Here is a 23,673-nt window from a genome sequence, read left to right as displayed (position 1 = left end):
GACGTACTCCGGCGGATCGGACGTGGAGATGCGGGACGAGCCCGCCGGAGGATACCGCGATATGCCTTAGCAAGAGGAATCCCTGCCGCCGTTGTCGCGATGGGACAATCCGCCGCATGAAGCCCGGCTCGAGGACTTTCACTCCATGCATGCCAGCACAACGGCGTCGGCGTCCGCCGCAAAACGGAGCTGGCCGGTCACGCAGGATGGGTCGTCCGACGCATGCGTTCCTGTTCGACTCATCCCACCCTGCCCTGCTGGTGTCGCTGCTGCCCACGCTGGGGCATGTACGCAGCGTGGCGCGGCCTTCTCTGCTGATCAGGCTGTTGGGGGACGAAACCAGCGAAACAAGCCGGGGGGTGCTGATGGGCTACAGTTCGGCCAGCACGTTCAGCCCCTCCTTCAACCGGTACGTGGAGAAATCGATCCCGCGCAGGATGGCGCCGATGTCGGCTTCACCGTGCTCGACCGCATCCGCGCGGAGATGCTGCGCCCCGTGGGCCTGTCGGACCTGCTGAAGCCGCACGCCGTTGCATGAGCCGTGCATCCGGTCGCGGCCGGATCGCCGGTCCGAGATCGGATGCATCCCAGGCAATCGTCCATCTTCGACACCGGAGCCTTCCATGACTCCCTCCGCTCAGGTCGGAGCGGCATGAGAAACGTATCTACGTTGCTCGCAATTTTATGCACGATCCTCCAAATGCTGGGAGGATGGAGTATCCACATTCGGTAACCAGTAGATAATTCCAATGACACACTCGTTGGCAGGCAGCACATGGAACTCCTAGACAGCGGCGCGCCGGACAGCTCCGTGCAAGAGGCGCTCTCAAGGGAACTGGCGGCGATCGTGGGGCGATTTACGCCCATCGATGGCGAGCATCCCACGGCCATCCCTTCATTGACGTTCCATCGGTACTCCGCGCCGTCGAAAGAAGAGTCCGCCTTCACCAAGGTTGCGCTCATCTTTGCGGCGCAGGGCGCAAAGATCGTCACCGCGGGCAACGCCTCCTACAACTACGACACGAAGCACTGCCTGGTCACGTCAGTCGACATGCCGGTCATCGGCCGCGTTACTCAGGCAAGTCCGGAGAAGCCGTATCTCTGCTTCGCCTTCGAAATCGACATGCGGCAGGTCGCCGATATCGTCGCCTCGCGCGATCTACCGCCTCCCGACGAGGCTCCGACCGGCCTGGGAATCAGCCTGAGCAAGCTGTCCGAGGATCTGCTGGAGGCGGCCTATCGTCTGGCGCGACTGCTCGATACACCCAAGCATATCCCGACGCTGGCCCCTCTGATCGAACAGGAAATCCTCTACCGCCTGCTCATGAGCAGCCAGGGCATGCGGCTGCGCCACGCGCTTGTGGCAGACAGCCGCGCCTTCAAGGTCTCCAAGGCCGTCGAATGGATCAAGGGACACTATGACGCCCCCATGCGCATCGAGGAACTGGCCAGTCATGTGAACATGAGCGTTTCGTCCTTGCATCAGCACTTCAAGGACGCCACCGCGCTGAGCCCGCTGCAATACCAGAAGCGCCTGAGGCTGCTCGAGGCGCGCCGTCTGTTGATAAAGAGGGCGAGCGACGTGGGTGTCGTTGCCTCGGCCGTGGGTTACGACAACCTGTCGCAGTTCCATCGCGAATACAAACGCCTGTTTGGCGCGCCACCGATCCAGGATGCCGTGCGGTTGCGGGCAGACTCGCACTGACTGACCTCGCCAACCTGTCGCGCTGTCAATGTCTTGGAGCCCATCCTGCGCCGGGGCGGTTCACACCCTTATGACGACCTTGCCGAAAGGACCGCGCGATAGGTGATCGAACGCTTCACGCGCCTGCTCGAACGAGTAGACATGATCGATGACGGGACGAATGCGGTGTTCGTCCAGGAACGGATTCATGCGGTCGAACGAAGAGCGCGGTGCGACTGCGATGCCACGCAAGGTGGTCTGGCGGAAGATCAGCGGCATCAGGTTCAACTGCGTCGTCTGCCCGGACAGGAAGCCGATCTGGGCGATGCGACCGGCCGCCTTGGTGGCGGCGATCGATTGGTTGATGCCTTCGCCTCCGGCCACATCGAGGGTGAGGTCCACGCCCTTGCCCTCCGTGATCGCCAACACCTCGTTTTCCCAGTTCGGCGTCTTGCGGTAATTGATGCCGGCAGACGCGCCGAGCTTCATTACGGCCTGCAGGTTTTCGTCCCGGCTGGAGGTGGCGATCACCCTGGCTCCCATGGCGTGAGCGATCTGCACGGCGAAAACCGAAACACCGCCGGTGCCCTGGACCAGTACACTCTGGCCCGCTTCAAGCTGGCCGAAGTCCACCAGCGAGTACCAGGCGGTCAATGCGGCGATCGGCAGCGTCGACGCCTCTTCGTCGGACATCGAATCCGGCGCGCGAACCGCGCCTTGCTCATGGACGACCATGTACTCGGCCAGCCCGCCAGGTAGCGGCGAGCCGAGGCAATAGGCCGGTTCGTCCGGGCCGGGAGCGCCATCGAGCCAGCGCGAGTACAAGTGCGAGTTGACGCGGTCGCCGATCCGGAAGCGCGTCACGCCCTCGCCGACGGCCGCCACGGTGCCGGCAGCGTCGCTGACCGGGATCAGATCCCGGGGGACCAGATGCGGTTCGTAGAAGCCCTCGACGATGGCCTTGTCGCGGAAGTTCAGCGACACCGCGCCCACCTTGACCAGTAGTTCGCCGGCTTTGGGGCGAGGGGTTTCCGCTTCGCCGAGGACGAGGTTATCGAGGCCGAAGCCCTTCAGTTGCCATGCTTTCATTCCTACTGCTCCTGGGGGAAGGCTGGGTTACGCAACGGGTGTAGTGCGATCGAATCGTCGTTCACGACTGTGCACTGAAGGTCCTGACCTGTGCGGCCCGGCCCTGCAGCCACCAGGCGACCTGGGTCGGCCACGACGCGAACGGGGCCTGCGGATCGACGGCGCCGAGTTCGGCTTGCGCATGCAGGGCGAAATTCGGATCGGCCAGCGCCTCACGGCCGATCGCGACCAGGTCCGCCTGGCCATTCGTCACGATAGCCTCGGCCTGGCGGCCATCGACGATCAGGCCGACCGCCGCGGTGCCGATCCCTGCTTCGCTACGCACCTTCTGGGCGTATGGGACCTGGTAGCCATAGCTCGACGGATACTCGTAGCGCGGCGCGATGCCCCCCGACGAGCAATCGACGATATCCACGCCGAGCGCCTTGAGACAGCGGGAAAAGACCACCGTGTCGTCGATCGACATGCCCTCTCGCAGGCCATCGACGGCGGAGACCCGCACGAACAGTGGCTTGCCCTGGGGCCAGGCCGCCCGCACTGCGTGCACGACTTCCAGGGGAAAACGCATCCTGCCTTCGAGATCGCCGCCGTATTCGTCGTTTCGATCGTTGGTCACGGGCGACAGAAAGCTGTTGAGCAGATAGCCGTGGGCGCAATGCACTTCGATCACGTCGAAGCCGGCCGCGTCGGCGCGCAACGCCGCGTCGACGAAAGCCTGTTTCACATTCGCCATCGCTGCGCTCGTCAACGCTGCGGGTTTCAGCCAGCCATCGGCGTAGGGCTTGTCGGAGGCCGAAACCACAGGCCATGGCCGCTCGCCACGCTGGAAATCCCGGTCGTCGAGCGGCCCATTGCCCTGCCAGGGCCGTTGGCTGGCAGCCTTCGGCCCGGCATGCGCGATCTGGATGCCGGCCACCGCTCCGTACATCCTGAGCGCGTCCGTGATGCGCCGCAGGCCGGGGATGTGGTCGTCCGACCAAAGGCCCAGATCGCCATGGGTAATGCGGCCCTCGGGCACGACCGCAGTCGCCTCGACGACGACCAGGCCAAAGCCGCCCATCGCGAATCGGCCGAGATTGATCAAGTGGTGGTCGTTCGCGTAGCCGTCCTGCGCCGAGTATTGGCACATGGGAGAAACCAGCAGGCGGTTGCGCAGCGTGACGTCGCGCAGCGCGACAGGTTCGAAGAGTTTCACGTTGTCGGTCCTTTGAATGACGTTTTCCGTCGCCAGGCCTATGCGGCGACCTTGGTGACCATCGCGCAACGGCGCAGGTCCATTTCGCCTTCCAGCACCTCGGGAAGCGCCGCGACGAATGCTTTCATGTAGGGTTGCTCGAAGTGCGACGCCAGGTCGGCGGCGGCGTGCCAGTTCTCGTACAGCACCCAGACATCCGGGTCGTCGTTCGAGCGGTGCAGGTCGTAGTTGATGTTGCCGGCTTCGGCGCGCGAGGGTTCGACCAGAGTACCGAGGCGGCGTCCCAATTCGTCGCCGCGGCCGGGCTTGGCCCGGATGAAGGCGATCAGCGTGAGTTGTTCGCCATTGGCCGGAGTCGGCGTGGCGGAGGATTGTGCGGTCATGGGTTCGGGTTCCGGATAAGGGGGAGTGCGCTGCGGGCAGTGCTGCTCGTGGCATCCCGCAGCCCTCGGTCGGGGCGGCACGCATGGGCGCATCCAGCACTCCCGTTTGCGCTCGCCCCTGGAATCAACGGCATTCGGCGACGGAGGCAGGGTCCGTTTCCGCGGGCGCCTCGCGCGGAGTCGGATCGAGGTCGGCGACGAAGTGCAGGCCGCCTTCCCCTTCAGAGAGCGGACGCTCCAGGTTTCGCTCGAACATCGCGAAGAGCGCCTTGGTATAGGGACGCGCGAAGTGACTGTCCAGGGCGTCCTTGTCGCGCCAGACTTCATACAGAACGTAACTGCGCTCGGAGCCCAGGACCTTATGGACGTTGAAGATCACGTTGCCGGGTTCCAGACGGGAACAAGTGACCGAGCGATGGAAAACCGTCTCGAATTCGGTTTCCGCGCCGCGCTTCACCTCGAAGTCGACGACGAGGGCCACTTCTCCGGTGGGTCCTGCCTTGATGTCGATCTCGGCCAATGCGCTTTGCGACGAAACGAGGGCTGCCGCGGCGACAAAAGTGCCGATGATGTTTTTCTTGAACTGGTTCATTGGATTTTCCTGAGGTTTATTGACCCATCATCCGGCCGCCCGTCGCCCGGCGACGTTGCATCGGGACAGAGCGCGACCGGAGCTTCTTTTCCAGCGTCGTTTCCGATCAGGCGATCGAATAGCCGGCGTCGACCAACAGGCCGTGTCCCGACACGAACGAAGCGTCGTCGGAAGCAAGGAACGCCACGACGGTCGCGACCTCTTCCGGCGAACCCGCCCGGCCGGGAACGGTCGAGGCCGCGAAAGCGTCCTTCGCTTCGGCGTTCGGCCAGATGCGGTCCTGGAACGGCGTGTCGATGATGCCGGGGTTGACGGCGTTGACGCGTACACCCTGCTTGAACAGTTCTATCGATGCGGTCTTGGTCAGTCCCAACACCGCATGCTTGCTGGCGATGTAGAGACCGGCGTTGGCGAAGCCGATCACGCCGCCCATCGACGCATTGTTGATGATGGTGCCGCCGCCTTGGGCCAGCATGGCCTTCGCTTCGTGCTTCATCGACCAGAACACGCCGCGGACGTTGGCGTTGAATATCGTGTCGTAGACCTCGTTCGACTGTTCGACGAACGGCGTGAACTGGCCTTCGGTGCCCGCATTGTTGAAAGCCACGTCGATCCGGCCATAGGTCGAGATCGTCGTCGCGACCAGGTCGATCACGTCCTGTTCGATGTTGATGTCGGCGACCGCGGCCGTCGCTTCATGGCCCTCGTCGCGGATCGCGGCGGCGAGCGCCTCGATCTCGGGGCGGCGGCGCGCGCTGACGACGACCTTGGCGCCGCGACGGGCGAATTCGAGGGCCGTGGCGCGGCCGATGCCGGAGCTGGCTCCGGTAACCAGCGCGACTTTCCCGGAAAGCGTTTGCGGCGAGGCTTGGATGCTCATTTTGTTCTCCAGATTCAATGGGTTGGGCCAGTCAGAAGAGCGCGCATGTGATGCCTGCTCGTTTCTTGACGGTCATTCTGGAGTGCCCGATTGATATGATAAAGTGGTCAATATTTCGTTCGATGATGAATTAGACTCACTAATGGAGACCGCAGAACTCGCCGAACTGACCGTGTTCGCGTCGGTGGCGAAGCACCTGAGCTTTCGCCAGGCGGCCACCGAGCGGGGTACCTCCGCCTCGGCGGTAAGTCATTCGATACGTAGCCTCGAAACCCGCGTGGGCGTGCGTCTTTTCCACCGCACCACGCGCAGCGTGTCCCTGACCGAGGCCGGGGAAGCGTTGTATGCCAGACTGCAGCCGGCGCTGACCGACATGCGGAACGCCCTGGACGGATTGAATTCGTTCCGTGCCACGCCGTTCGGCACCATCAGGCTCAATGTTCCAAACACGATCGCACCCTACGTCCTGGGCGAGGCGATGGAACTTCTGGCAAGCAATGCCGGGCTGAAACTGGAAATCGTCGCCACCGACTCGCTGGTCGATATCGTGGAGGAGGGTTTCGATGCCGGAATCCGCTTCGGCGAACGCCTGTCGCAGGACATGATCGCGGTACGCATCAAGCCGAAATTCCGATTCACCGTTGTCGGTTCACCGCGCTATTTCGAAAGGAATCGAGCTCCAATGACACCGCGCGATCTGCACGACCATGCATGCATTCGATATGCATTTCCCAGCGGAACGATTTTGAACTGGGAGTTCGTCAAGGACGGCGAAGAAGTAAAGGTCGAGGTTGCTGGCCCCCTGACGGCCGACAGCCAGGAATTGATGGCGGATGCGGCAGCGCGGGGGCTGGGCCTGGCATACATTTGGGAAGACCGCGCCGCGCCGTATCTTCGCGATGGCCGACTCCAGCGCTGCCTGGAAGACTGGTGCACCGTCGACGAAAACGTGTTTCTCTATTTCCCAAGCCGCAAGCATCAATCGGCGGGGCTCAGAGCGTTGATCGAGGCGATGAAAGCCTGAGGTCGCACCATCGTCAAAACATGCGGTGCAACTGCGCCAGCGTGTACTGGCTCTAGTCGACCGCCGCCGTTGGCCGCCCATCAACCGATAGACGGCCTGCCTTCAGATCCTGAATCCGGCTGTGACAGCGAGATTGTGCCCGCTGACCATTGCGGCTCCGTCCGAAAGAAGGAATTCGACCGCTCCAACCAGGTCCGAGGGGCGCGGCAGCTTGCCCATCGGCGATTGCTTGTAAAACGCCTGCCGCAACTCATCCGTCATGTGCGTGAAGATGCCTGCACCCTCCACTGCGCCGGGATCGAGGGAATTGACGGTAATCCCGCGAGGGCCGAGTTCGAGCGACAGAACCTGGACCATCAGGCGTACCGCCGCTTTGGTCGCGGCATAGACGCCCGAACCCGGTGGCGGGTAGCTGGCGATCGTCGAGGCGGTCGCAATGATGCGGCCCCCATCGACAACTGTCCGGGCCGCCTGCTGAAGCGTGAAGAACGTCCCCTTGAAATTGATATCGACGACTCTGTCCAGTTCGTCTTCCGTCATCTCGGAGAACGGCGCTTCGACGTTTTCCACGCCGGCGTTTGCGAGAACGCCGTAGATTGTTCCAAAGCGCTGCGTGGCAGCGGCGAACAGTTCCTCCGTGCTGTCACGGCTTCGGCTGTCACCCTTCAGGATCAGGCAATCACGCCCTTTCGCGGCGATCGCTGCACGCGTCGCTTCCGCTGCTGCTGCGTCCGAGGAATAGCTGATCGCCAGGTTGTATCCGAGACCAGCCAGATGCTCTGCGACGGCGCGTCCAACGCCTCGGGTTCCTCCGGTAATGATCACGGTTCTTGTATCTGTTGCCATGTCCGTACTCCTAGAGTGCAAGATGAAAATCTTCAGGTTTCAGTGGTTCGGCGATGGTCCGGACCTCGATGTCGATTCCGCCCTGCCCATGGCGCCGGTCAGCGCTTTTGGCCCTCGCCGCTCAATGCCCGCCATTGATGATGTCGAATGCTTGTTCGAACCGGCCTTCAGCTTCGGCATCGCGTTGGAAGCCGACCCGCTTCACCTTGATTTCATGCGGCGTGGGTTGGCGCTTGAACTCCGCCATCGTCTCCGCGATGAAATCCTCCAGTGGCATGGCATTCGGATCCTCTGCATGCCCCGGGAACAGGCCGGTCTGTACGGACGGCGGGATCAGTTCGAGAACTTCGACCGTGGTGTCCCTCAACAGTCGACGGAGCGACACCGTGTACAGGTGAATCGCAGCCTTGGTCGCGTTGTAGGTCGGGGTCACCGCGAGTGGGACGAAAGCAAGTCCCGACGAGACGTTGACGATGGCAGACTGGCTTTGACGACGCAGATGCGGAAGAAGCGCGGCGATGAGCCGGATGGGGCCGAGCAGGTTGGTGCTGACTGTCGCCTCGGCAATTGCAAGGTCGATCGGATCGTCGCCCTGCGGCTCGAATTTCATGATGCCCGCGTTGTTCAGCAGGACATTCAGGTCGGAATGCTCGGTGGTCACCTTGGCCGCGAAGTCGGCAATCGATTGCGGATCATCGATATCAAGGACGTACCCCGTGATGCCGGGATTCGCCGCGATGACTTCGTCGATCAGTGATTGGCGACGGCCGGCGATGATCACTTGGTTGCCGATTTTCTGGAACTCCTGAGCCAGACGAAGGCCGATGCCGGAGGCTCCGCCCGTAATCAGGATCTTGTTGCCGTTGGGTTTCATGGTCGTTCTCCTGAAAGCAGGTTGGAGATGATTGGATGTCTCTCAACTGCGGGCGGACAGCCGCCCGCAGTTGGCACGGCGCTTCAAGACGCGGCCCGTGGCTTCAGGAACGCCGATCCTCGGGAGGCGCTGGTGACGATCGCCACAGCGCCAGGGTTGAATGGGATATTCATTTGGAAGTCCCTGAGATCCGCCGGAATCGGTGTGACGGCAAGGTATCCACTCCATCTGATCGGATAATCTGGCAAATTCCGCGAACACTGTTCGAGTATCCGAACAATGGACCGTTACGTCGCACCACGTCATCGCGGCGCGAATCAAGCCAGTCATCCCATCCATCGTTGTCGGCTCATCGGGCTATTTCGCGAAGAATCGAGCACCTGTGACACCGCCCGATCTGCACGACCATGCATGCATTCGGTACGCATTCCCTAGCGGAACGGGCGGGGTTTCGAGCGTTGACCGAGGCGATGAAGACATGAAGCTGCATCATTGACAGACCAGATAGTGCAATTGCCCCGGCGTGTACTGGCTGTAGTCCTCCGCCAGCGCTGGCGGTCCGAAGAAAGTGCGAGTCGGGATCGTCAGGGCGGTGCGAAGAAGCATGCCCTGGCGTGACCCGGTCACCTCCATGGCCTCGCGGGTCGCTACCGCCGAGTCGGCGAAAGATTCGGATTTTCATGCACTAACGCTGGAAGAACAGACAGCCCGATTAGGCCGCATCGCCGAATACTACTCATCGCTGCCGGACCGGGACCGCCACTTGCCCGATCCCCATGGACGATCGATGGCAGCTCCCACCTCCACCCACAAGCCCTGTTCCGGGCTGTACCGCCTGTCGAGACGACCCATGAAGAACGCCCTGATTATCAACGCATTCCAACTCTATGAAGGATTCTCCAAGGGAGAACTCAACAAGACGATGGCCGGTGTGATCCAGGAAGAACTGGAGCGCAGGGGCTACGAAGTCCGAACGACGAATATCGAGCAGGGCTACGTCGTGGAGGAAGAGGTCGAAAAGCATGTGTGGGCAGACGTCATCGTCCTGCAGACCCCGATCCATTGGTTCGGCGCCCCCTGGATCTACAAGAAGTATGCCGACGAAGTATTCACCGCAGGCCTGCTTCGGAAAGTCCTGATTGAGAACGATGGTCGCGTCCTGGGCGACCCCAGCAAGCAGTACGGCACCGGCGGCAGGATGCAGGGCAAGAAGTACATGCTTTCCCTGACCTGGAATGCCCCGCGCGCCGCTTTCGACGATGAAGAACAGTATCTTTTCACCGGGAAATCCGTTGACGATGTAATGATCGCCAACACCGCCAACTACCGGTTCTGCGGCGCCGAGGTCCTCCCGTCCTTCTCGGCCTTCAATGTCATCAAGGAGCCGCACATAGTCGAGGACATCGCGCGGCTTCGCGACCACCTGGCGCAACTCTTCCCGATTCCCGTTGTGAACGGCAGCGAAGATTCTCCGGTGGTGCACGCACAGCCAGTGGCGGCCTGAGCAGGTGACCGCGATGCGCCGGATCGATGCGTCAAGGACTTACCGGATACTCGAGTCCGGCCCGATCGTCATGGTCTCCACGCACGATGGCGTGCGTCCCAATATCATGACCATGGGCTTTCACATGATGGTCCAGCACGCCCCGCCGCTTATCGGCTGCGTCATTGGTCCCTGGGACCATAGCTTCGCCGCGCTCCACAATACCGGTCAATGCGTCCTCGCGGTACCTGGCGCCGATCTGGCGCGCACCGTCGTCGACGTCGGCAACTGCAGCGGCACGGAAGTGGACAAGTTCGAGCGCTTCGGCTTGGCTATGTCCAGGCCAGCCAAGGTCAAGGCTCCGCTATTGGGCGACTGCCTCTACAACATCGAGTGCGTCGTGCACGACGACACGATGGTCGAGAAATACCAGCTCTTCATCCTCAAAGCCGTCGCCGCGTGGTCCAACGATGCGCGCAAGGAACGCCGTTTCCTGCACCACCACGGCGATGGCACCTTCACGGCCGATGGCGAGCGCTTCGATCTGCGGGACCGCATGACCCTGTGGAGGCAATTCCAGGTCGATCTGTGACCGCATCAGCCCTTGGAGTTCCCAACATGGCCCCGACCAGATACGCATTCATCATCAAGGCGCCCGGTTATCGCCGCAAAACGCATGCGGCGAAGATGAAGTCGCCTGCGTTCCATGCCGAATTCGTCGGTGTGGAGGACTTCGACGAGGCGCTGGCCGCTGCCGGAACGCTCGTCGATTCCGGCACCCAGGTCATCGAGCTATGCGGCGGCTTCTCCGCCCAGGAAGCGACCAAGCTCCGCCGTCGTTTCCCTGACTGCGACATCGGGCGAGTGACATATCCGTAACGGCAGACCGCACGACGGGCGGTCATTTCATCAACATCCTTCCGACTGGAGATACAACATGAAGTACAAGACGTTGGGCAACACCGGCTTGCTCGTTTCCCGCCTGTGCCTGGGCACCATGACCTTTGGCGAAGGCAGCGGCATCTACAAGCACATCGGCGCCTCCGGGCAAAAGGAAGCCGATGGCCTCGTCAAGGCCGCGCTGGAGGCTGGCGTCAATTTCTTCGACACCGCCGACGTCTACTCCGACGGCGTCAGCGAAGAAGTGCTCGGCCAGTCTTTCCAGAACCTCGGCATCGCGCGCAAGGATTTCGTGCTTGCGACCAAGGTCTACAGCCGCATGGGCCAGGGGCGCAACGATGTCGGCGCATCGCGCGGCCACATCATGGATGCGGTCGAGGCCAGCCTGAAGCGCCTTCAAACCGACCATATCGATCTGTACCAGATCCACGCCAATGATGCGATCACGCCGGTCGAAGAAACGTTGCGCGCGCTCGACGACCTGATCACCCAGGGCAAGGTGCGCTACATCGGCGTATCCAACTGGCAGGCCTGGAAGATCGCGCGCTCCCTGGGCATCTCCGAGCGCAAGGACCTGGCGCGGTTCGAAACCCTGCAGGCCTACTATTCGATCGCCGGCCGCGATCTCGAACGTGAACTGGGTCCGTTGCTGGAGGCGGAGAAGATGGGGCTGCTGGTCTGGAGTCCGCTGGCCGGCGGCCTGATGTCCGGCAAGTTCAATCGCCACAACCAGAAGCCCGAAGACTCGCGCCGTTCGGAGTTCAATTTCCCCATCGTCGACATGGAACGTGCCTGGGACATCATCGATGTCCTGGTTCCGATCGCCGAAGCGCATGGCTGCAGTCCGGCACGCGTCGCGCTCGCCTGGCTTCTGTCCAAGCCTGTCGTTACTTCGGTGATCATGGGCGCCAAGCGCATCGACCAGTTGGAAGACAACCTGGCCGCAGTGGATCTGCAACTGACCGACGAGGACATCGCCAAGCTCGATCAGGTCAGTGCGCTACCGCCCGAATACCCTGGCTGGATGCTTGCTACTCAGGGTGCGGACCGTCTCGGTCCCGTCGATCTGTGGTCCAAGGCTTCCGGGTCCTGACCCGGTCCGCTCTCGTCGCTGCTCCTCGCCCCCGTCGGCGCCGCTTGCGCAGGGCGATGGAGCAACGGCCGGGCCGGCTTCCAGCTTTCTCTGCGCCATCGCGGCTGGTCGCCAGGTCCGAGTCTCGCTCCACCCATCATCCGCCGCCGATCCGATAGCATCGTCATGCCGGAGCGTGGCTCCCTGCAATCGGGCCGCAATTTCCTCTACCGACATTCGGTACGGACGAACTTCCACCATCCACTCGTCGCACACGGTGATCACGAGCAACTCGCCGATTGGCTTGGAGCGACACATGTGTTCCCGGATCTTCTCGACGAGTCAGGTCCGGGACACGTGCAGCCATTGCGTCCCGTTTCCGCGCCCATGGTCTACGGCGGTTCCAAGAGTGCAGCGTCCGCACTGGTCATCCCGCAAAGGATCCGCATCTTTGCCGAAAAGGAACTTCGCCATCTCCAGATGGCCGCCCCGACAATTGCCCCATCACTGCGTACCACGGGCACCAATCATTTGGTTCGGCGCCGCAAACGCCAAGGCCTGAGATTCAGATTGGCGAATTGTTGACGCAGGCCCCCAATCCGAACTGGCTGGCTAGAAGGCCAATGCTTCAGTTGCCCAGTCGATGAAAGCCCTAAGACGAGGCGACGGCAATCGCGTGCGCGGGTAGACGACGTTTACCGGACTCGGTAGCGGCGGAAATCCCTCAAGCAGGAGCCTCAGTTGCCCGGTAGAGAAGTAGTGATCCAATCGGTAGCGAGGGGCCTGGATGATTCCGAAGCCCGCCATGGCCGCGCCCAGGTAGGAATCCGCGCCACCGACCCGTACACGTGTTGGCAAGGTGATGTTTCGAACACGTCCCTTCTGCTGAAACTCCAGCGGCAACAGGGCCCCAATGGCGGTCGACTTGAAGCCTACCATCAGGTGGCCACTTTCCAACTCATCCGGGACTCTCGGTATTCCATGGAGTTCACAGTATCCGGGCGACGCAGCTGTAGCTTCCGGAAGCATCGCCAAGCGACGCGCAATCAGATCGCTGTCACGGAGTTCGCCCACGCGCACGGCACAGTCGACCCCTTCTCGCACGATGTCGATATAACGATCTCCCTCGCTCACGTCCAGTTCGATGTCGGGGTACATCGACAGGAACTCCGGCAGACGCGGAAACAGCAGGTGGCGTGCCAAGGTGCCGTGCATCTCGATGCGTAGTGGTCCTTTGGGGTTCACATTGGTAAAAGCACTTTCGGCATCCTCCAGATCGGCGATCAGACGGAGACATCGACCGTAGAAGGCCTCGCCCTCCAGCGTCGGCGCGACCTGACGCGTAGTCCGCTGCAGCAGGCGCACACCCAATCTGGATTCCAGCGCCTTGACGGCATCGGTAACGGTCGCCCGCGGAAGGTTCAGGTCGTCGGCGGCCCGCGTAAAGCTGCGGCGCTCCACGATCCTCACAAAGACCCGCATGGCGTCAAAGCGATCCATTGTTCGGATATCCGAATAGTATTCACGGAATATGCCTGATTATCCGGACAAGGGGAATGACTACTTTGGCGTCACGCCAATTCCGGCGGATCACCGAGACATCCCCATGAACACCCAATCCAACCCCCGTTCGGTGGCGATCGTCACTGGTGCCTCCCGAGGCATCGGCGCCGCCATCGCTGAGCGTCTGGCCAAAGACGGACATGCCGTGGTCGTCAACTACGCTGGCAATCGTCAGGAGGCCGACCAGGTCGTCGAACGCATCGTCGCCTCAGGCGGCGAGGCCATCGCCCTGCAGGCCGACGTGTCCGATCCGGCAGCCGTGCAACTCCTGTTCGAGGCGGCTGAATCCCGTTTCGGCGGCGTGGACGTGCTGGTCAACAACGCCGGCATCATGAAGCTGGCACCGCTGGTCGACAGCGACGACGCGCTGTTCGACAGCCAGATCGCGATCAACCTGAAAGGCACGTTCAACACCTTGCGCGAAGGTGCTCGCCGGTTGCGCGACGGTGGCCGCATCGTGAACCTGTCGACCAGCGTGGTCGGCCTGAGACTGGAGAGCTACGGCGTGTACGCCGCGACCAAGTCGGCGGTTGAGACGCTGACCGCGATCCTGTCCAAGGAACTGCGTGGCCGCTCGATCACCGTCAACGCCGTGGCCCCGGGCCCGACGGCCACCGCCCTGTTCCTCAACGGCAAGTCGCCCGAGCTGATCGATCGCATGTCGAAGATGAATCCGCTGGAACGCCTCGGCACTCCGGCCGACATCGCCAACGCGGTGGCCTTCATCACCGGTCCCGACGGCGGCTGGATCAACGGCCAGGTGCTCCGTGCCAATGGCGGCATGGTCTGAGCCATCAAGAACGAAGCGCCCGCCCGGGGCGCTCCCACCGATTCGAAACTTTGGAGAATCATCATGAGCAAGATCATTCTGATCACCGGCGCTTCCAGCGGCTTCGGTCGCCTGACCGCCGAGGCGCTGGCCCGAGCTGGCCATACCGTCTACGCCTCGATGCGCAATACCACCGGCCGCAACTCCCCGGTTGTGGAGCAAATGGCCGCCTTCTCGAAGGACAACGGCGTGGATCTGCGTACCGTGGACATGGACGTCCAGTCGCAGGAATCCGTCGACGCTGCGGTGGCCAAAGTCATTGCTGATGCCGGTGGCCTCGACGCGGTGGTGCACAACGCTGGACACATGGTGTTCGGTCCGGCGGAAGCCTTCACTGCCGAGCAGTACGCACAGTTGTACGACGTAAACGTGCTGAGCACGCAGCGCGTCAATCGTGCGGTGCTTCCACACCTGCGCAAGCAGCGCGAAGGTCTGCTGGTTTGGGTGTCCAGCAGCAGCTCGGCCGGCGGCACACCGCCCTACTTGGCCCCGTACTTTGGTGCGAAGGCAGCAATGGATGCGATCGCCGTGCAGTACGCGCGCGAGGTGTCGCGTTGGGGCATTGAAACGTCGATCATCGTGCCTGGTGCATTCACCAGCGGCACCAACCACTTCGCACATGCCGGAACGCCGGCGGATGAAGCCCGCGCTGCAGAGTACGAGGCGGGCCCGTACGCGGGCTTTGGCGAGCAGGTGCAGAAAGCCTTCGCAGAGATCGTGCCGCCCGATGCCGATGTCGGCTTGGTCGCCGATGCCATCGTCAAAGTTGTGGATGCGCCGTTCGGCAAGCGTCCGTTCCGGGTGCATATCGACCCTGCGCAGGACGGTGCGGATGTCGGTTTCACCGTCCTGGACCGTCTGCGCGCCGAGATGCTTCACCGCGTGGGCCTGTCGGAGTTGCTCACGCCCCAAACCAAGGCGTGAGACGCGCGCTCGATCGCGACTAGCTATCCGGTCGCGATCTAGCTCTCTTTTGGCACGTGCCACTTCTCATACACGGAGAACCTCCCAATGACTTCCCATCATTCTTCCCCTCACGCCTATGCCATCACCACCGTCATCGCGGCCTTGACGGCTGCGGCAGCCGCAGCGGGAAGCCTCGCCCTCTCGTTGCCGGTGTGGGCCATGTTCGTCGGCTGGATCGCGTTCTACACGCGAGGGCTGAACACCCGCAGCGCCTTCGAGAATCTCGCCTGCGTCGGCCTCGGCTTGGCGATAGGGGCGCTGGCGGCGACCGCTATCCCACACGCGGCTTCGGTTGCAGGGCCGATGCTGGCGCTGCCTGCCATTGTCTTCGTCGTTGCACTCGTCGTGGTCGCCCTGCGTGGGTTGCCGATCCTGAACAATCTGCTGGGCTACTTCCTGGGCCTCGTGACGTGGTTCGCGGCCCACATGGATCCGTCAGCCGAAGGGGTCCTGCAACTCTTTGGCGCCAGCGCGATTGGCTCGACAGCGGGCTGGGTTTCGCACCGCCTGCCAGCTTACTTCACGATACGGGTCTGACCAGACTCCGTCTCCGAGAGAGAGCCGAAATGCCGGACGTCGATTCTTATCTGGGAACCTTCGGCGAGCGCCAATTGCTTCCTCACAGGCGCCAAGCGCATCGACCAGTTGGAAGACAACCTGGCCGCAGTGGATCTGCAACTGACCGACGAGGACATCGCCAAGCTCGATCAGGTCAATGCGCTACCGCCCGAGTATCCTGGCTGGATGCTTGCTACTCAGGGTGCGGACCGTCTCGGTCCCGTCGATCTGTGGTCCAAGGCTTCCGGGCCCTGACTCGATCCACTCTCGTCGCTGCTCCTCGACCTTGTCGCGCCCCCGTGCGCAGAGCGCTGGAGCAGCAGCCGGGCATGGTTTCGTTCAATCGCATCACTTGAAGCGTCAGCCTGAACGAAATCGGCTAGCGCTATCTCGAACGAGTGCTAGCCGCACTGGGACAGTTGGCCACCGCATCGCAATAGCTTGGGTCGCGAAGCTGGCCTACTCTGAAGTTCGATCGATGTCCACTTCGGGTCGAAGCAGCCCTCCCGATCCGACCCTGCAAGTAAAACGGCCCGAATAATCGGGCCGTTCTCTCTCTCGCATCAGAAGGATGCGGGTCACCCCATCGGCAATTTCAACCCCAATTCCTTCGCGCATTGCTGCGCGATCTCGTACCCCGCATCCGCATGCCGCATCACCCCGGTGCCGGGATCGTTCCACAGTACGCGGGCGATGCGCTTGTCTGCTTCGACGGTGCCGTCGCAGACGATCACCACGCCCGAGTGCTGCGAATAGCCCATGCCCACGCCGCCGCCGTGGTGCAGCGACACCCACGTCGCGCCGCCGGCCACGTTCAACATGGCGTTCAACAGCGGCCAGTCGCTGACCGCGTCGCTGCCGTCCTTCATCGCTTCGGTTTCGCGGTTGGGCGAGGCCACACTGCCGCTGTCCAGATGGTCGCGGCCGATCACCACCGGGGCTTTCAGTTCGCCGTTGCGCACCATTTCGTTGAAGGCCAGGCCCAGCTTGTGGCGCAGGCCCAGGCCCACCCAGCAGATGCGCGCCGGCAGGCCCTGGAAGCTGATGCGCTCGCGCGCCATGTCCAGCCAGCGGTGCAGGTGCGGATCGTCCGGGATCAGTTCCTTGACCTTGGCGTCGGTCCGGTAGATGTCCTCCGGGTCGCCGCTCAGCGCCACCCAGCGGAACGGCCCCACGCCGCGGCAGAACAGCGGGCGCACGTAGGCCGGCACAAAACCGGGGAAATCGAAGGCGTTCTTCAAGCCCTGGTCGAACGCCATCTGGCGGATGTTGTTGCCGTAGTCGAAGGTGGGCACGCCCATCTGTTGGAATGCCAGCATCGCCTCCACGTGCACGCGCATGGACTGCTTGGCGGCGTCGCGCACCTTTTCCGGATTCGTCTTCTGCTCGCTCAGCCACTGTTCCACCGTCCAGCCGATGGGCAGGTAGCCGTGCACCGGATCGTGCGCGCTGGTCTGGTCGGTGACGGCGTCGGGGCGCACGCCGCGCCGGACCAGCTCCGGCAGGATGTCCGCCGCGTTGCCCAGCAGCGCGATGGACTTCGCCTCGCCGGTTGCCGTGTATTTCGTGATGCGTGCGAGGGCGTCGTCCAGGTCGGTGGCCTGCTCGTCCACGTAGCGGGTGCGCAAGCGCATGTCGATGCTCTTCTGCTGGCACTCGATGTTGAGGCTGCTCGCGCCGGCCAGCGACGCGGCCAGCGGCTGCGCGCCGCCCATGCCACCCAGGCCGGCGGTGAGGATCCACTTGCCGGTGAGGTCGCCGCCGTAGTGCTGGCGGCCCATTTCCACGAACGTCTCGTACGTGCCCTGCACGATGCCCTGGCTGCCGATGTAGATCCAGCTGCCGGCGGTCATCTGGCCGTACATCATCAAGCCCTTCTTATCGAGTTCGTTGAAGTGCTCCCAGGTGGCCCAGTGCGGCACCAGGTTGGAGTTGGCGATCAGCACGCGCGGCGCATCGGGATGCGTGGGGAACACGCCCACCGGCTTGCCGGACTGCACCAACAGGGTTTCGTTGTCGTCCAGCTCGCGCAGCGATTTCAGGATGGCGTCGTAGCAATCCCAGTCGCGCGCGGCGCGGCCGATGCCGCCGTACACCACCAGCGAAGTAGGATCTTCGGCGACTTCCGCGTCCAGGTTGTTCTGCAGCATGCGGTACGGCGCTTCGCTGAGCCAGGACTTGCAGCTGAGCTGGATGCCGCGCGGGGCACGGATGACGCGGGAGGGATCGGTGCGATTGGACATGCGGTCTTCCTGGTGCAGGTATGCGGCCATTATCGTTGGGAGCGCCGTCCCGGCGCGAGCGGATGGGATTTCCCGGAGACGTCGCTCCATCCGGCAGCAAGGCGCATGGCAGAATCGCGGCATGGATATTCCTCGCTCTGCCCGTCTTTTCCCGTTACTGCTGGCGCTCCTGCTGTGCGCCGGTGGGGCCCTGGCCGAAACCTCGCCCGATCGCGTGCTGGTCTTCAGCAAGACCACCGGGTGGCGCCACGATTCCATTCCCACCGCGGTTGCTGCACTGCAAAAACTGGCCGCGCAGGAAGGCATGGTGGCCGACCACAGCGAGGACGCCGGCGACTTCACCCCCGGCAACCTGGCGCGCTACCGCGTGGTGGTGTTCGCCAGCACCACGGGCGATATCCTGGACGACGCCCAGAAAGCCGCGCTGGAACGGTTCATTCGCGACGGCGGCGGTTTCGTCGGCGTGCATTCGGCGGCCGACACCGAATACGACTGGCCTTGGTACGGGCAGCTGGTGGGCGCGTATTTCCACAGCCATCCACCGGGCCTGCAGACCACGCGGGTGGTGCCGGAACACGCCGGCGAACCGGGAGGCACGCCGTGGACGATCACCGACGAGTTGTACAACTACCGCCAGAACCCGCGCGAACGCGTGCAGGTGATCGCCACCGTGGACGAACGCGGATACGAAGGCGGCACGATGGGCGCCGACCATCCGATCGCGTGGTGCCATGCGTTTGACGGCGGGCGCAGTTGGTACACCGGCCTGGGACACGATACGAAGGTGTACGCGATGGAGCCGTTCATCGCGCAGCTGCGGCGCGGATTGCACTATGCGGCGGGACGGTCGCCGGAATGTTGAGGATGGGGCGCTGATGGCTTTTTCTTATCGCAGCAAGGTGAAGCGCACTGCCTCCGCTCGCCCCTCACCCGCCTTCGGCACCCTCTCCCCGTGAGCGAGGAGAGGGAGACATCCAATCATCGCGCACTCTAATTTCCCCCCACTGCGAGAAGGGGAAGAGGGCCCGCGGGTCAGCGGATCGAGGGATCCAGCGTGCGCAGGGCGTCGGCCAGGTTGGTGTGGCCGGTGCGGTCCAGATCTTCCTTGCTGTAGGAGCGGCCGGGCAGCGAGGTGCAGCGTTGCTTGCCGTCGCGCTGGGCGATGCGGGTGCCGGTCTTGCGCACGCAGTTCTCGTCGGCGAGCGACTTCTTCTCGGCCTTCGCGGCGTCTTCGATGCCTGCCTGGACCTGAGCATCGGCGACCTGCGGCTGCGGGGCGGGGGCGGGTTCGGCCGGCGTCTGCGCGTGGGCGGCGGTGGCCAGGCACGCGGCAAGGGCCAGCATGACGAGGGATTTCATGGGCAGCTCCTTGGTTAATGTGACATTGCTGTTATACGCCCGCCGGACCGTCATGGCCGCAGGCAGGCAGGCCCGCGTTTAGGTTCACGTCAGCCGTCGGGGCACTCCGCCTTGCGGCCCTCGTGGAAGCGCTGCACGGCGGCCGCATCCGCCGGTGCCGGGGCGATGCCGTCGTCGAAGACCACCCGCCACCGGCCGTCGTCGCCGCGCAACCAGACCGAGCCGAAACGGCCCAGGCGCGCCTCGCCGGTCCCGGGGTCCTCGTACAGCGCCGGACCGCTGGAATACACCGCCGCGCCATCGGCGCCCCGCGTCACCACCACCGGATACCAGCTGAGCTTGAGCGCGCTGCCGTCGATCAGGCCGGCCCACTCCTTCGTGATGGCTTCGCGGCCGCGGGTGGGCTTGCGGCCGACGCCGAAGGCGGCGTCGGGATGCAGATGCTCGGCGAAGGCGCCGGCGTCGTGGTCGGCGACGGACTGGGCGAAGCTGAGTTCGCGCTGCCAGACGGCGCATTCATCGGACACGGGCGTGGGCGGCAGGGTCGCCTGCGCGGCGGAAGCGGACAGGGCGAGACCCAGCACGGACGCAAGTGTGACAGCCTTTGTCATGCGGATTTCTCCGGAGTCTGCCAAGCTTGCGCCATTCGACTGCGATTCCGTTGCCCATGCACCTGCCATTTGTCAGGGCGGCGTGGCTGGCCGCCCTGCTATTCGTGGGCGCCTGCTCCAGCACGCCCCCACGCCCCGCCGCCGCGGTGGCGACCGCTCCACCGCCGGTCCTGCTGCTGGTCTCCATCGACGGCCTGCGCGCCGACATTCCCGGCACCGGGCGCATGCCCACGCTGGACGCGCTGTACGAACAGGGCGCGCGGGCGGCCTGGATCAACCCGTCCTTCCCCACGCTGACCTTCCCCAACCACTACACGCTGGTGACGGGGCTGCGGCCCGACCGGCACGGCATCGTGCACAACAACCTGGACGACGACGCGCTGGGGCGCTTCGAGTCCAAGAAGGCTTCCGGGCGCGATGGCCGCTTCTGGGGCGGCGAACCGATCTGGATCACTGCGCAGCGCGCGGGGCTGGCCACGGCGACGATGTTCTGGCCCGGCTCGGAAGCGGAGATCGCCGGCGGGCGCCCCAGGCACTGGCGGCCGTTCGACAGCGCACTGACGCCGGCCGAGCGCACCGCGCAGGTGCTGGCGTGGCTGGATCTGCCGGAAGCGCAGCGCCCGCGCTTCATCACCCTGTACCTGGAGCAGGTGGACGTGGCGTCGCACCTCCACGGCACATTCTCGCCGGAGGCGTTCGACGCGATGCGCACGGTGGACGATGCGCTGGCCATGCTGCTGCGCGGGCTGGACGAACGCGGCCTGCGCGACAGCGTGAACCTGGTGGCGCTGTCCGACCACGGCATGGCCGACGTGCCGCGCGGAAATGCGGCATTCCTGGACGACGCGATGCCGCCGGACGCGTATTCGTACACGTGGCTGGGACCCGTCGCCGGCATCGTGCCCAAGCCCGGGCGCGAAGCCGAGGTGCGGCGCGCGTTCATCGGCCGGCACCCGCATTACGAATGCTGGGACAGGCAAGCGCTGCCGCCGGCGTGGCACTACGGCCGCAACCCGCGCGTGCCTCCCATCGTCTGCCAGGCGGATACGGGCTGGCGCATCCAGTTGAAGCAGCATCCGTTCCCGCAAAATCCCGTGAAGGGCGAGCATGGCTTCCGCCCGGAAGACCCGCAGATGCGCGCGTTCTTCGTGGCGCGCGGCCCGGACTTCGTTCCCGGCGCGCGGTTGCCGGCGTTCGACAACGTGGATGTGTACCCGCTGCTGGCGCATCTGTTGCGCGTTTCCCCGGTGCCGAACGACGGCACGCTGGAACCGCTGGAACCGGCGCTGAAGTCGCGGACGGACACCGTGCATTGATGTCCGAAAACGGTGAGTTTGCGGCCGGACGCGGTGCTAGCCTGCACGCATGGCTTCCCCCGACACCACCGCCCTGCCCGACCCGCACGTCTGCGAACAGGCGCGCCTGAGCCGCGACGCGCGCTTCGACGGGCTGTTCTTCACCGCCGTCACCAGCACCGGCATCTACTGCCGTCCCGTGTGTCCCGCGCCGGCGCCCAAGCCGAAGAACATCGTCTATTACCGCCACGCGGCGGCGGCCGAGGCAGCGGGCTTCCGCCCCTGCCTGCGCTGCCGGCCGGAACTGGCGCCGGGCGACGGCACGTGGCGGCGCGGCGACGAGGTGGTGGCGCGCGCGCTGAAGCTGATCGACCAGGGCGCATTGGCCGATGCGCCACTGGCGTCGCTGGCGGAGAAAGTGGGACTGGGCGAACGGCAGTTGCGGCGCCTGTTCTCCGACCGCCTGGGCGCCACGCCGGTGGAAGTGCACGGCACCCGCCGCCTGCTGTTCGCCAAGCAACTGCTGACCGAAACCACGCTGCCGATCACCCAGGTGGCGCTGGCGGCCGGCTTCGGCAGCCTGACCCGCTTCAACGCCACGTTCCGCGACGAATATCGCATGGCGCCGCGCGACCTGCGCAAGCGCACGACCACCGCGACGGCGGAAGCGATGACGTTGCGGCTGGGCTATCGGCCGCCGTACGACTTCGCCGCGATGCTGGATTTCCTGCGCGGCCGCGCGTTGCCCGGCGTGGAAGCGGTGGATGCGGACAGCTATACGCGCGTGATCGGCACGGCCGATGCCCCGGGCTGGCTGCGCGTCAGCGCATGGGACGGCGCGGCGGACGGCCATGCGCTGAAACTGCAGCTGCATGGCGCCGAACCGGCCCGCCTGCTGGGCATCGTCAATCGCCTGCGGCGGATGTTCGACCTGGATGCGGATCCCCAGGCCATCGCCACGGCGCTGGCCGGCGATGCGCGGCTGCGTCCGCTGCTGAAGAAGCGTCCCGGCCTGCGGCTGCCCAGCGGCTGGGACGGTTTCGAGATCGCGGTGCGCGCGGTCATCGGCCAGCAGGTGAGCGTGGCGGCCGCGCGCACGCTGACCGCGCGGTTGGCGCAGCATCACGGCACGCCGCTGCCACTGCCCTTCGACGGCGGATTGACCCATCTGTTTCCCATGCCCGAGGCGCTGGTGGACACGGACCTGACGCGGATCGGCCTGACCCGAGCGCGCGCCGACACGATCCGCGGCATGTCGCGCGCGTTGCTGGAAGGGCGCGTGGACTTCCGCGCCGAACGCACGCTCGAGGATTTCACCGCGCGCTGGGTGGCATTGCCCGGCATCGGGCCGTGGACGGCGAACTACATGGCGCTGCGTGCACTGGGCCACCCCGATGCGTTCCCTGCCGACGACCTGGTGCTGCAGAAGGCCGTGCCCGCCAAGCCAGCCTCCGCGAAGGCCGGCGGTGAACGGATGACGGCACGTGCGTTGACCGCCCGCGCGGAGGCCTGGCGGCCGTGGCGCGCGTATGCGGTGATCCACCTCTGGCGCGACAGCATGGAGAAACCGTAGGAGCGCCTTTATGCCCTTCAGGGTACTGGGGCGCGATGCTTTTTGCCTTGGAGCGTCCTGCGCCTGATCGGAAAGCATCGCGCCCGAGGGCGCTCCTGCAAGAACCGGGATGACAAGATGATCCTCTACCGCTACATCGACAGCCCCGTGGGTCCGCTGCTGCTGGCCACCACCGACGTCGGCCTGCGCGCGATCGAGTTCCGGGAGAACCGCCATCCGGTCAAGCGCGGCGACGACTGGCATGAAGGCGACCATCCGCTGCTGCAACGGGCGCATGCGCAACTCGACGAATACTTCGCCGGCGCGCGCCACGGCTTCGACCTGCCGCTGTCGCCGCACGGCACCGAGTTCCAGCGCACGGTATGGACCATGCTGGCCGGCATTCCCTACGGCCGGACGATCAGCTACGCGCAGCTCGCCCGGCGCGTCGGCAAGCCCAGCGCGACGCGCGCGGTGGGTGCGGCGAACGGACGCAACCCCCTGCCCATCGTGCTGCCCTGCCATCGCGTGATCGGCACGGACGGTTCGCTGACCGGTTTCGGTGGTGGTCTGCCGACCAAGCAGTTCCTGCTGCAGCTGGAAGGCGCATTGCCTAAGGACGACGACCTCTTCGCGCCACCCTTGTAGGAGCGCCTTTATGCCCTTCAGGGTACC

Annotated in this window: 27 protein-coding genes; 15 read left to right on the top strand and 12 right to left on the bottom strand. The window is 64.3% G+C overall.

The genetic code is table 11. The annotated features are described in order from the left end of the window. Nucleotides 1-370: 370 nt before the first annotated feature. Entirely contained in the window at nucleotides 371-625 is a 255-nt protein-coding gene (locus AAD027_RS19080) for a hypothetical protein (protein WP_425605451.1), read from the bottom strand. 150 nt (nucleotides 626-775) lie between these two features. On the opposite strand from AAD027_RS19080, the gene AAD027_RS12215 reads away from it, so the two are divergent. After that, nucleotides 776-1,705 carry an AraC family transcriptional regulator gene (locus AAD027_RS12215; protein ID WP_341726297.1) on the top strand — a complete coding sequence of 310 codons (930 nt, stop codon included), beginning with the start codon at nucleotides 776-778 and terminating at the stop codon, nucleotides 1,703-1,705. A gap of 60 nt (nucleotides 1,706-1,765) precedes the next feature. Here the strand turns inward: AAD027_RS12215 and AAD027_RS12210 are convergent, their stop codons facing one another. The 5 genes from AAD027_RS12210 to AAD027_RS12190 all read right to left on the bottom strand — a co-directional run bounded on the left by AAD027_RS12210 (nucleotide 1,766) and on the right by AAD027_RS12190 (nucleotide 5,823). Beyond that, nucleotides 1,766-2,773 (bottom strand): zinc-dependent alcohol dehydrogenase family protein, encoded by a 1,008-nt coding sequence (locus AAD027_RS12210; RefSeq protein ID WP_341726296.1) that lies wholly within the window; start codon nucleotides 2,771-2,773, stop codon nucleotides 1,766-1,768. Nucleotides 2,774-2,834: 61 nt separating this feature from the next. After that, nucleotides 2,835-3,968, bottom strand: coding sequence for an NADH:flavin oxidoreductase/NADH oxidase (locus AAD027_RS12205; protein WP_341726295.1), 1,134 nt, complete (start codon nucleotides 3,966-3,968; stop codon nucleotides 2,835-2,837). Nucleotides 3,969-4,006: 38 nt separating this feature from the next. Beyond that, entirely contained in the window at nucleotides 4,007-4,351 is a 345-nt protein-coding gene (locus tag AAD027_RS12200) for a putative quinol monooxygenase (RefSeq protein WP_341726294.1), read from the bottom strand. Between the two features lie 124 nt (nucleotides 4,352-4,475). Beyond that, the gene (locus AAD027_RS12195) at nucleotides 4,476-4,943 is read right to left on the bottom strand and encodes a putative quinol monooxygenase (protein ID WP_341726293.1); all 468 of its coding nucleotides are present in this window, start codon (nucleotides 4,941-4,943) and stop codon (nucleotides 4,476-4,478) included. Nucleotides 4,944-5,049: 106 nt separating this feature from the next. Then, complete coding sequence (locus AAD027_RS12190) at nucleotides 5,050-5,823, bottom strand: SDR family NAD(P)-dependent oxidoreductase (RefSeq protein ID WP_341726292.1); 774 nt, start codon at nucleotides 5,821-5,823, stop codon at nucleotides 5,050-5,052. 142 nt (nucleotides 5,824-5,965) lie between these two features. On the opposite strand from AAD027_RS12190, the gene AAD027_RS12185 reads away from it, so the two are divergent. Then, complete coding sequence (locus AAD027_RS12185) at nucleotides 5,966-6,847, top strand: LysR family transcriptional regulator (RefSeq protein ID WP_341726291.1); 882 nt, start codon at nucleotides 5,966-5,968, stop codon at nucleotides 6,845-6,847. 102 nt (nucleotides 6,848-6,949) lie between these two features. On the opposite strand, the gene AAD027_RS12180 is transcribed toward AAD027_RS12185, so the two are convergent. Both AAD027_RS12180 and AAD027_RS12175 read right to left on the bottom strand, forming a co-directional pair. Beyond that, nucleotides 6,950-7,693 carry an SDR family NAD(P)-dependent oxidoreductase gene (locus AAD027_RS12180; protein ID WP_341726290.1) on the bottom strand — a complete coding sequence of 248 codons (744 nt, stop codon included), beginning with the start codon at nucleotides 7,691-7,693 and terminating at the stop codon, nucleotides 6,950-6,952. A 121-nt stretch (nucleotides 7,694-7,814) separates the two neighbouring features. Next, the gene (locus tag AAD027_RS12175) at nucleotides 7,815-8,567 is read right to left on the bottom strand and encodes an SDR family oxidoreductase (RefSeq protein ID WP_341726289.1); all 753 of its coding nucleotides are present in this window, start codon (nucleotides 8,565-8,567) and stop codon (nucleotides 7,815-7,817) included. A gap of 604 nt (nucleotides 8,568-9,171) precedes the next feature. Between AAD027_RS12175 and AAD027_RS12170 the strand changes: the two genes are divergently transcribed. The 5 genes from AAD027_RS12170 to AAD027_RS12150 all read left to right on the top strand — a co-directional run bounded on the left by AAD027_RS12170 (nucleotide 9,172) and on the right by AAD027_RS12150 (nucleotide 12,607). Beyond that, nucleotides 9,172-10,071, top strand: coding sequence for an NAD(P)H-dependent oxidoreductase (locus tag AAD027_RS12170; protein ID WP_341726288.1), 900 nt, complete (start codon nucleotides 9,172-9,174; stop codon nucleotides 10,069-10,071). Between the two features lie 13 nt (nucleotides 10,072-10,084). Continuing rightward, the gene (locus AAD027_RS12165; RefSeq protein ID WP_341726287.1) at nucleotides 10,085-10,642 is read left to right on the top strand and encodes a flavin reductase family protein; all 558 of its coding nucleotides are present in this window, start codon (nucleotides 10,085-10,087) and stop codon (nucleotides 10,640-10,642) included. 26 nt (nucleotides 10,643-10,668) lie between these two features. Further along, nucleotides 10,669-10,929 (top strand): DUF6506 family protein, encoded by a 261-nt coding sequence (locus tag AAD027_RS12160; protein WP_341726286.1) that lies wholly within the window; start codon nucleotides 10,669-10,671, stop codon nucleotides 10,927-10,929. Nucleotides 10,930-10,987: 58 nt separating this feature from the next. Then, entirely contained in the window at nucleotides 10,988-12,043 is a 1,056-nt protein-coding gene (locus AAD027_RS12155; protein ID WP_341726285.1) for an aldo/keto reductase, read from the top strand. Between the two features lie 165 nt (nucleotides 12,044-12,208). Further along, on the top strand, nucleotides 12,209-12,607 hold the full coding sequence (locus AAD027_RS12150) for a hypothetical protein (protein WP_341726284.1): 399 nt from the start codon (nucleotides 12,209-12,211) through the stop codon (nucleotides 12,605-12,607). A gap of 27 nt (nucleotides 12,608-12,634) precedes the next feature. Here the strand turns inward: AAD027_RS12150 and AAD027_RS12145 are convergent, their stop codons facing one another. After that, the gene (locus AAD027_RS12145; protein ID WP_341726283.1) at nucleotides 12,635-13,522 is read right to left on the bottom strand and encodes a LysR family transcriptional regulator; all 888 of its coding nucleotides are present in this window, start codon (nucleotides 13,520-13,522) and stop codon (nucleotides 12,635-12,637) included. Nucleotides 13,523-13,628: 106 nt separating this feature from the next. Between AAD027_RS12145 and AAD027_RS12140 the strand changes: the two genes are divergently transcribed. The 4 genes from AAD027_RS12140 to AAD027_RS12125 all read left to right on the top strand — a co-directional run bounded on the left by AAD027_RS12140 (nucleotide 13,629) and on the right by AAD027_RS12125 (nucleotide 16,193). Beyond that, nucleotides 13,629-14,375: an SDR family oxidoreductase gene (locus AAD027_RS12140; protein ID WP_341726477.1), complete on the top strand. Its 747-nt coding sequence runs from the start codon at nucleotides 13,629-13,631 to the stop codon at nucleotides 14,373-14,375. 63 nt (nucleotides 14,376-14,438) lie between these two features. Beyond that, nucleotides 14,439-15,338, top strand: coding sequence for an SDR family oxidoreductase (locus tag AAD027_RS12135; RefSeq protein WP_341726282.1), 900 nt, complete (start codon nucleotides 14,439-14,441; stop codon nucleotides 15,336-15,338). Nucleotides 15,339-15,425: 87 nt separating this feature from the next. Next, entirely contained in the window at nucleotides 15,426-15,917 is a 492-nt protein-coding gene (locus AAD027_RS12130; RefSeq protein ID WP_341726281.1) for a DUF1097 domain-containing protein, read from the top strand. A 108-nt stretch (nucleotides 15,918-16,025) separates the two neighbouring features. Beyond that, nucleotides 16,026-16,193, top strand: coding sequence for a hypothetical protein (locus tag AAD027_RS12125; protein WP_341726280.1), 168 nt, complete (start codon nucleotides 16,026-16,028; stop codon nucleotides 16,191-16,193). A 323-nt stretch (nucleotides 16,194-16,516) separates the two neighbouring features. Here the strand turns inward: AAD027_RS12125 and hutU are convergent, their stop codons facing one another. Beyond that, on the bottom strand, nucleotides 16,517-18,181 hold the full coding sequence (gene hutU / locus AAD027_RS12120) for a urocanate hydratase (protein WP_341726279.1): 1,665 nt from the start codon (nucleotides 18,179-18,181) through the stop codon (nucleotides 16,517-16,519). Nucleotides 18,182-18,302: 121 nt separating this feature from the next. Here hutU and AAD027_RS12115 point away from each other — a divergent pair, with 121 nt between their 5' ends. Further along, a complete protein-coding gene (locus tag AAD027_RS12115) occupies nucleotides 18,303-19,043 on the top strand; it encodes a ThuA domain-containing protein (protein WP_341726278.1) in 741 nt (246 codons plus the stop codon). Between the two features lie 170 nt (nucleotides 19,044-19,213). Here AAD027_RS12115 and AAD027_RS12110 read toward each other — a convergent pair whose 3' ends face one another. Both AAD027_RS12110 and AAD027_RS12105 read right to left on the bottom strand, forming a co-directional pair. Further along, nucleotides 19,214-19,540, bottom strand: coding sequence for a hypothetical protein (locus AAD027_RS12110; protein ID WP_341726277.1), 327 nt, complete (start codon nucleotides 19,538-19,540; stop codon nucleotides 19,214-19,216). A gap of 89 nt (nucleotides 19,541-19,629) precedes the next feature. Beyond that, entirely contained in the window at nucleotides 19,630-20,151 is a 522-nt protein-coding gene (locus AAD027_RS12105) for a YybH family protein (RefSeq protein WP_341726276.1), read from the bottom strand. A gap of 56 nt (nucleotides 20,152-20,207) precedes the next feature. On the opposite strand from AAD027_RS12105, the gene AAD027_RS12100 reads away from it, so the two are divergent. The 3 genes from AAD027_RS12100 to AAD027_RS12090 all read left to right on the top strand — a co-directional run bounded on the left by AAD027_RS12100 (nucleotide 20,208) and on the right by AAD027_RS12090 (nucleotide 23,646). Then, entirely contained in the window at nucleotides 20,208-21,467 is a 1,260-nt protein-coding gene (locus AAD027_RS12100; RefSeq protein ID WP_341726275.1) for an alkaline phosphatase family protein, read from the top strand. Nucleotides 21,468-21,516: 49 nt separating this feature from the next. Beyond that, the gene (locus tag AAD027_RS12095) at nucleotides 21,517-23,019 is read left to right on the top strand and encodes a DNA-3-methyladenine glycosylase 2 family protein (RefSeq protein WP_341726274.1); all 1,503 of its coding nucleotides are present in this window, start codon (nucleotides 21,517-21,519) and stop codon (nucleotides 23,017-23,019) included. Nucleotides 23,020-23,136: 117 nt separating this feature from the next. Beyond that, on the top strand, nucleotides 23,137-23,646 hold the full coding sequence (locus tag AAD027_RS12090; RefSeq protein WP_341726273.1) for a methylated-DNA--[protein]-cysteine S-methyltransferase: 510 nt from the start codon (nucleotides 23,137-23,139) through the stop codon (nucleotides 23,644-23,646). The last annotated feature ends 27 nt before the right edge of the window (nucleotides 23,647-23,673 follow it).

The organism is Pseudoxanthomonas putridarboris, assembly GCF_038321125.1.
Classification (GTDB): Bacteria; Pseudomonadota; Gammaproteobacteria; order Xanthomonadales; family Xanthomonadaceae; genus Pseudoxanthomonas_A; species Pseudoxanthomonas_A putridarboris.
Note: the sequence above shows the minus strand (reverse complement) of the source record. Positions and strands in the feature narration are given on the sequence as shown.

Coding starts and splice junctions, on each gene's coding strand:
- AAD027_RS12200 (WP_341726294.1), bottom strand. CDS start 4,351: ATGACCGCACAATCCTCCGCCACGCCGACTCCGGCCAATGGCGAACAA.
- AAD027_RS12170 (WP_341726288.1), top strand. CDS start 9,172: ATGCCCTGGCGTGACCCGGTCACCTCCATGGCCTCGCGGGTCGCTACC.
- AAD027_RS12185 (WP_341726291.1), top strand. CDS start 5,966: ATGGAGACCGCAGAACTCGCCGAACTGACCGTGTTCGCGTCGGTGGCG.
- AAD027_RS12110 (WP_341726277.1), bottom strand. CDS start 19,540: ATGAAATCCCTCGTCATGCTGGCCCTTGCCGCGTGCCTGGCCACCGCC.
- AAD027_RS12160 (WP_341726286.1), top strand. CDS start 10,669: ATGGCCCCGACCAGATACGCATTCATCATCAAGGCGCCCGGTTATCGC.
- AAD027_RS19080 (WP_425605451.1), bottom strand. CDS start 625: ATGGAAGGCTCCGGTGTCGAAGATGGACGATTGCCTGGGATGCATCCG.
- AAD027_RS12195 (WP_341726293.1), bottom strand. CDS start 4,943: ATGAACCAGTTCAAGAAAAACATCATCGGCACTTTTGTCGCCGCGGCA.
- hutU (WP_341726279.1), bottom strand. CDS start 18,181: ATGTCCAATCGCACCGATCCCTCCCGCGTCATCCGTGCCCCGCGCGGC.
- AAD027_RS12095 (WP_341726274.1), top strand. CDS start 21,517: ATGGCTTCCCCCGACACCACCGCCCTGCCCGACCCGCACGTCTGCGAA.
- AAD027_RS12215 (WP_341726297.1), top strand. CDS start 776: ATGGAACTCCTAGACAGCGGCGCGCCGGACAGCTCCGTGCAAGAGGCG.
- AAD027_RS12190 (WP_341726292.1), bottom strand. CDS start 5,823: ATGAGCATCCAAGCCTCGCCGCAAACGCTTTCCGGGAAAGTCGCGCTG.
- AAD027_RS12115 (WP_341726278.1), top strand. CDS start 18,303: ATGGATATTCCTCGCTCTGCCCGTCTTTTCCCGTTACTGCTGGCGCTC.
- AAD027_RS12135 (WP_341726282.1), top strand. CDS start 14,439: ATGAGCAAGATCATTCTGATCACCGGCGCTTCCAGCGGCTTCGGTCGC.
- AAD027_RS12140 (WP_341726477.1), top strand. CDS start 13,629: ATGAACACCCAATCCAACCCCCGTTCGGTGGCGATCGTCACTGGTGCC.
- AAD027_RS12175 (WP_341726289.1), bottom strand. CDS start 8,567: ATGAAACCCAACGGCAACAAGATCCTGATTACGGGCGGAGCCTCCGGC.
- AAD027_RS12180 (WP_341726290.1), bottom strand. CDS start 7,693: ATGGCAACAGATACAAGAACCGTGATCATTACCGGAGGAACCCGAGGC.
- AAD027_RS12090 (WP_341726273.1), top strand. CDS start 23,137: ATGATCCTCTACCGCTACATCGACAGCCCCGTGGGTCCGCTGCTGCTG.
- AAD027_RS12105 (WP_341726276.1), bottom strand. CDS start 20,151: ATGACAAAGGCTGTCACACTTGCGTCCGTGCTGGGTCTCGCCCTGTCC.
- AAD027_RS12165 (WP_341726287.1), top strand. CDS start 10,085: ATGCGCCGGATCGATGCGTCAAGGACTTACCGGATACTCGAGTCCGGC.
- AAD027_RS12145 (WP_341726283.1), bottom strand. CDS start 13,522: ATGGATCGCTTTGACGCCATGCGGGTCTTTGTGAGGATCGTGGAGCGC.
- AAD027_RS12155 (WP_341726285.1), top strand. CDS start 10,988: ATGAAGTACAAGACGTTGGGCAACACCGGCTTGCTCGTTTCCCGCCTG.
- AAD027_RS12100 (WP_341726275.1), top strand. CDS start 20,208: ATGCACCTGCCATTTGTCAGGGCGGCGTGGCTGGCCGCCCTGCTATTC.
- AAD027_RS12210 (WP_341726296.1), bottom strand. CDS start 2,773: ATGAAAGCATGGCAACTGAAGGGCTTCGGCCTCGATAACCTCGTCCTC.
- AAD027_RS12150 (WP_341726284.1), top strand. CDS start 12,209: ATGCCGGAGCGTGGCTCCCTGCAATCGGGCCGCAATTTCCTCTACCGA.
- AAD027_RS12130 (WP_341726281.1), top strand. CDS start 15,426: ATGACTTCCCATCATTCTTCCCCTCACGCCTATGCCATCACCACCGTC.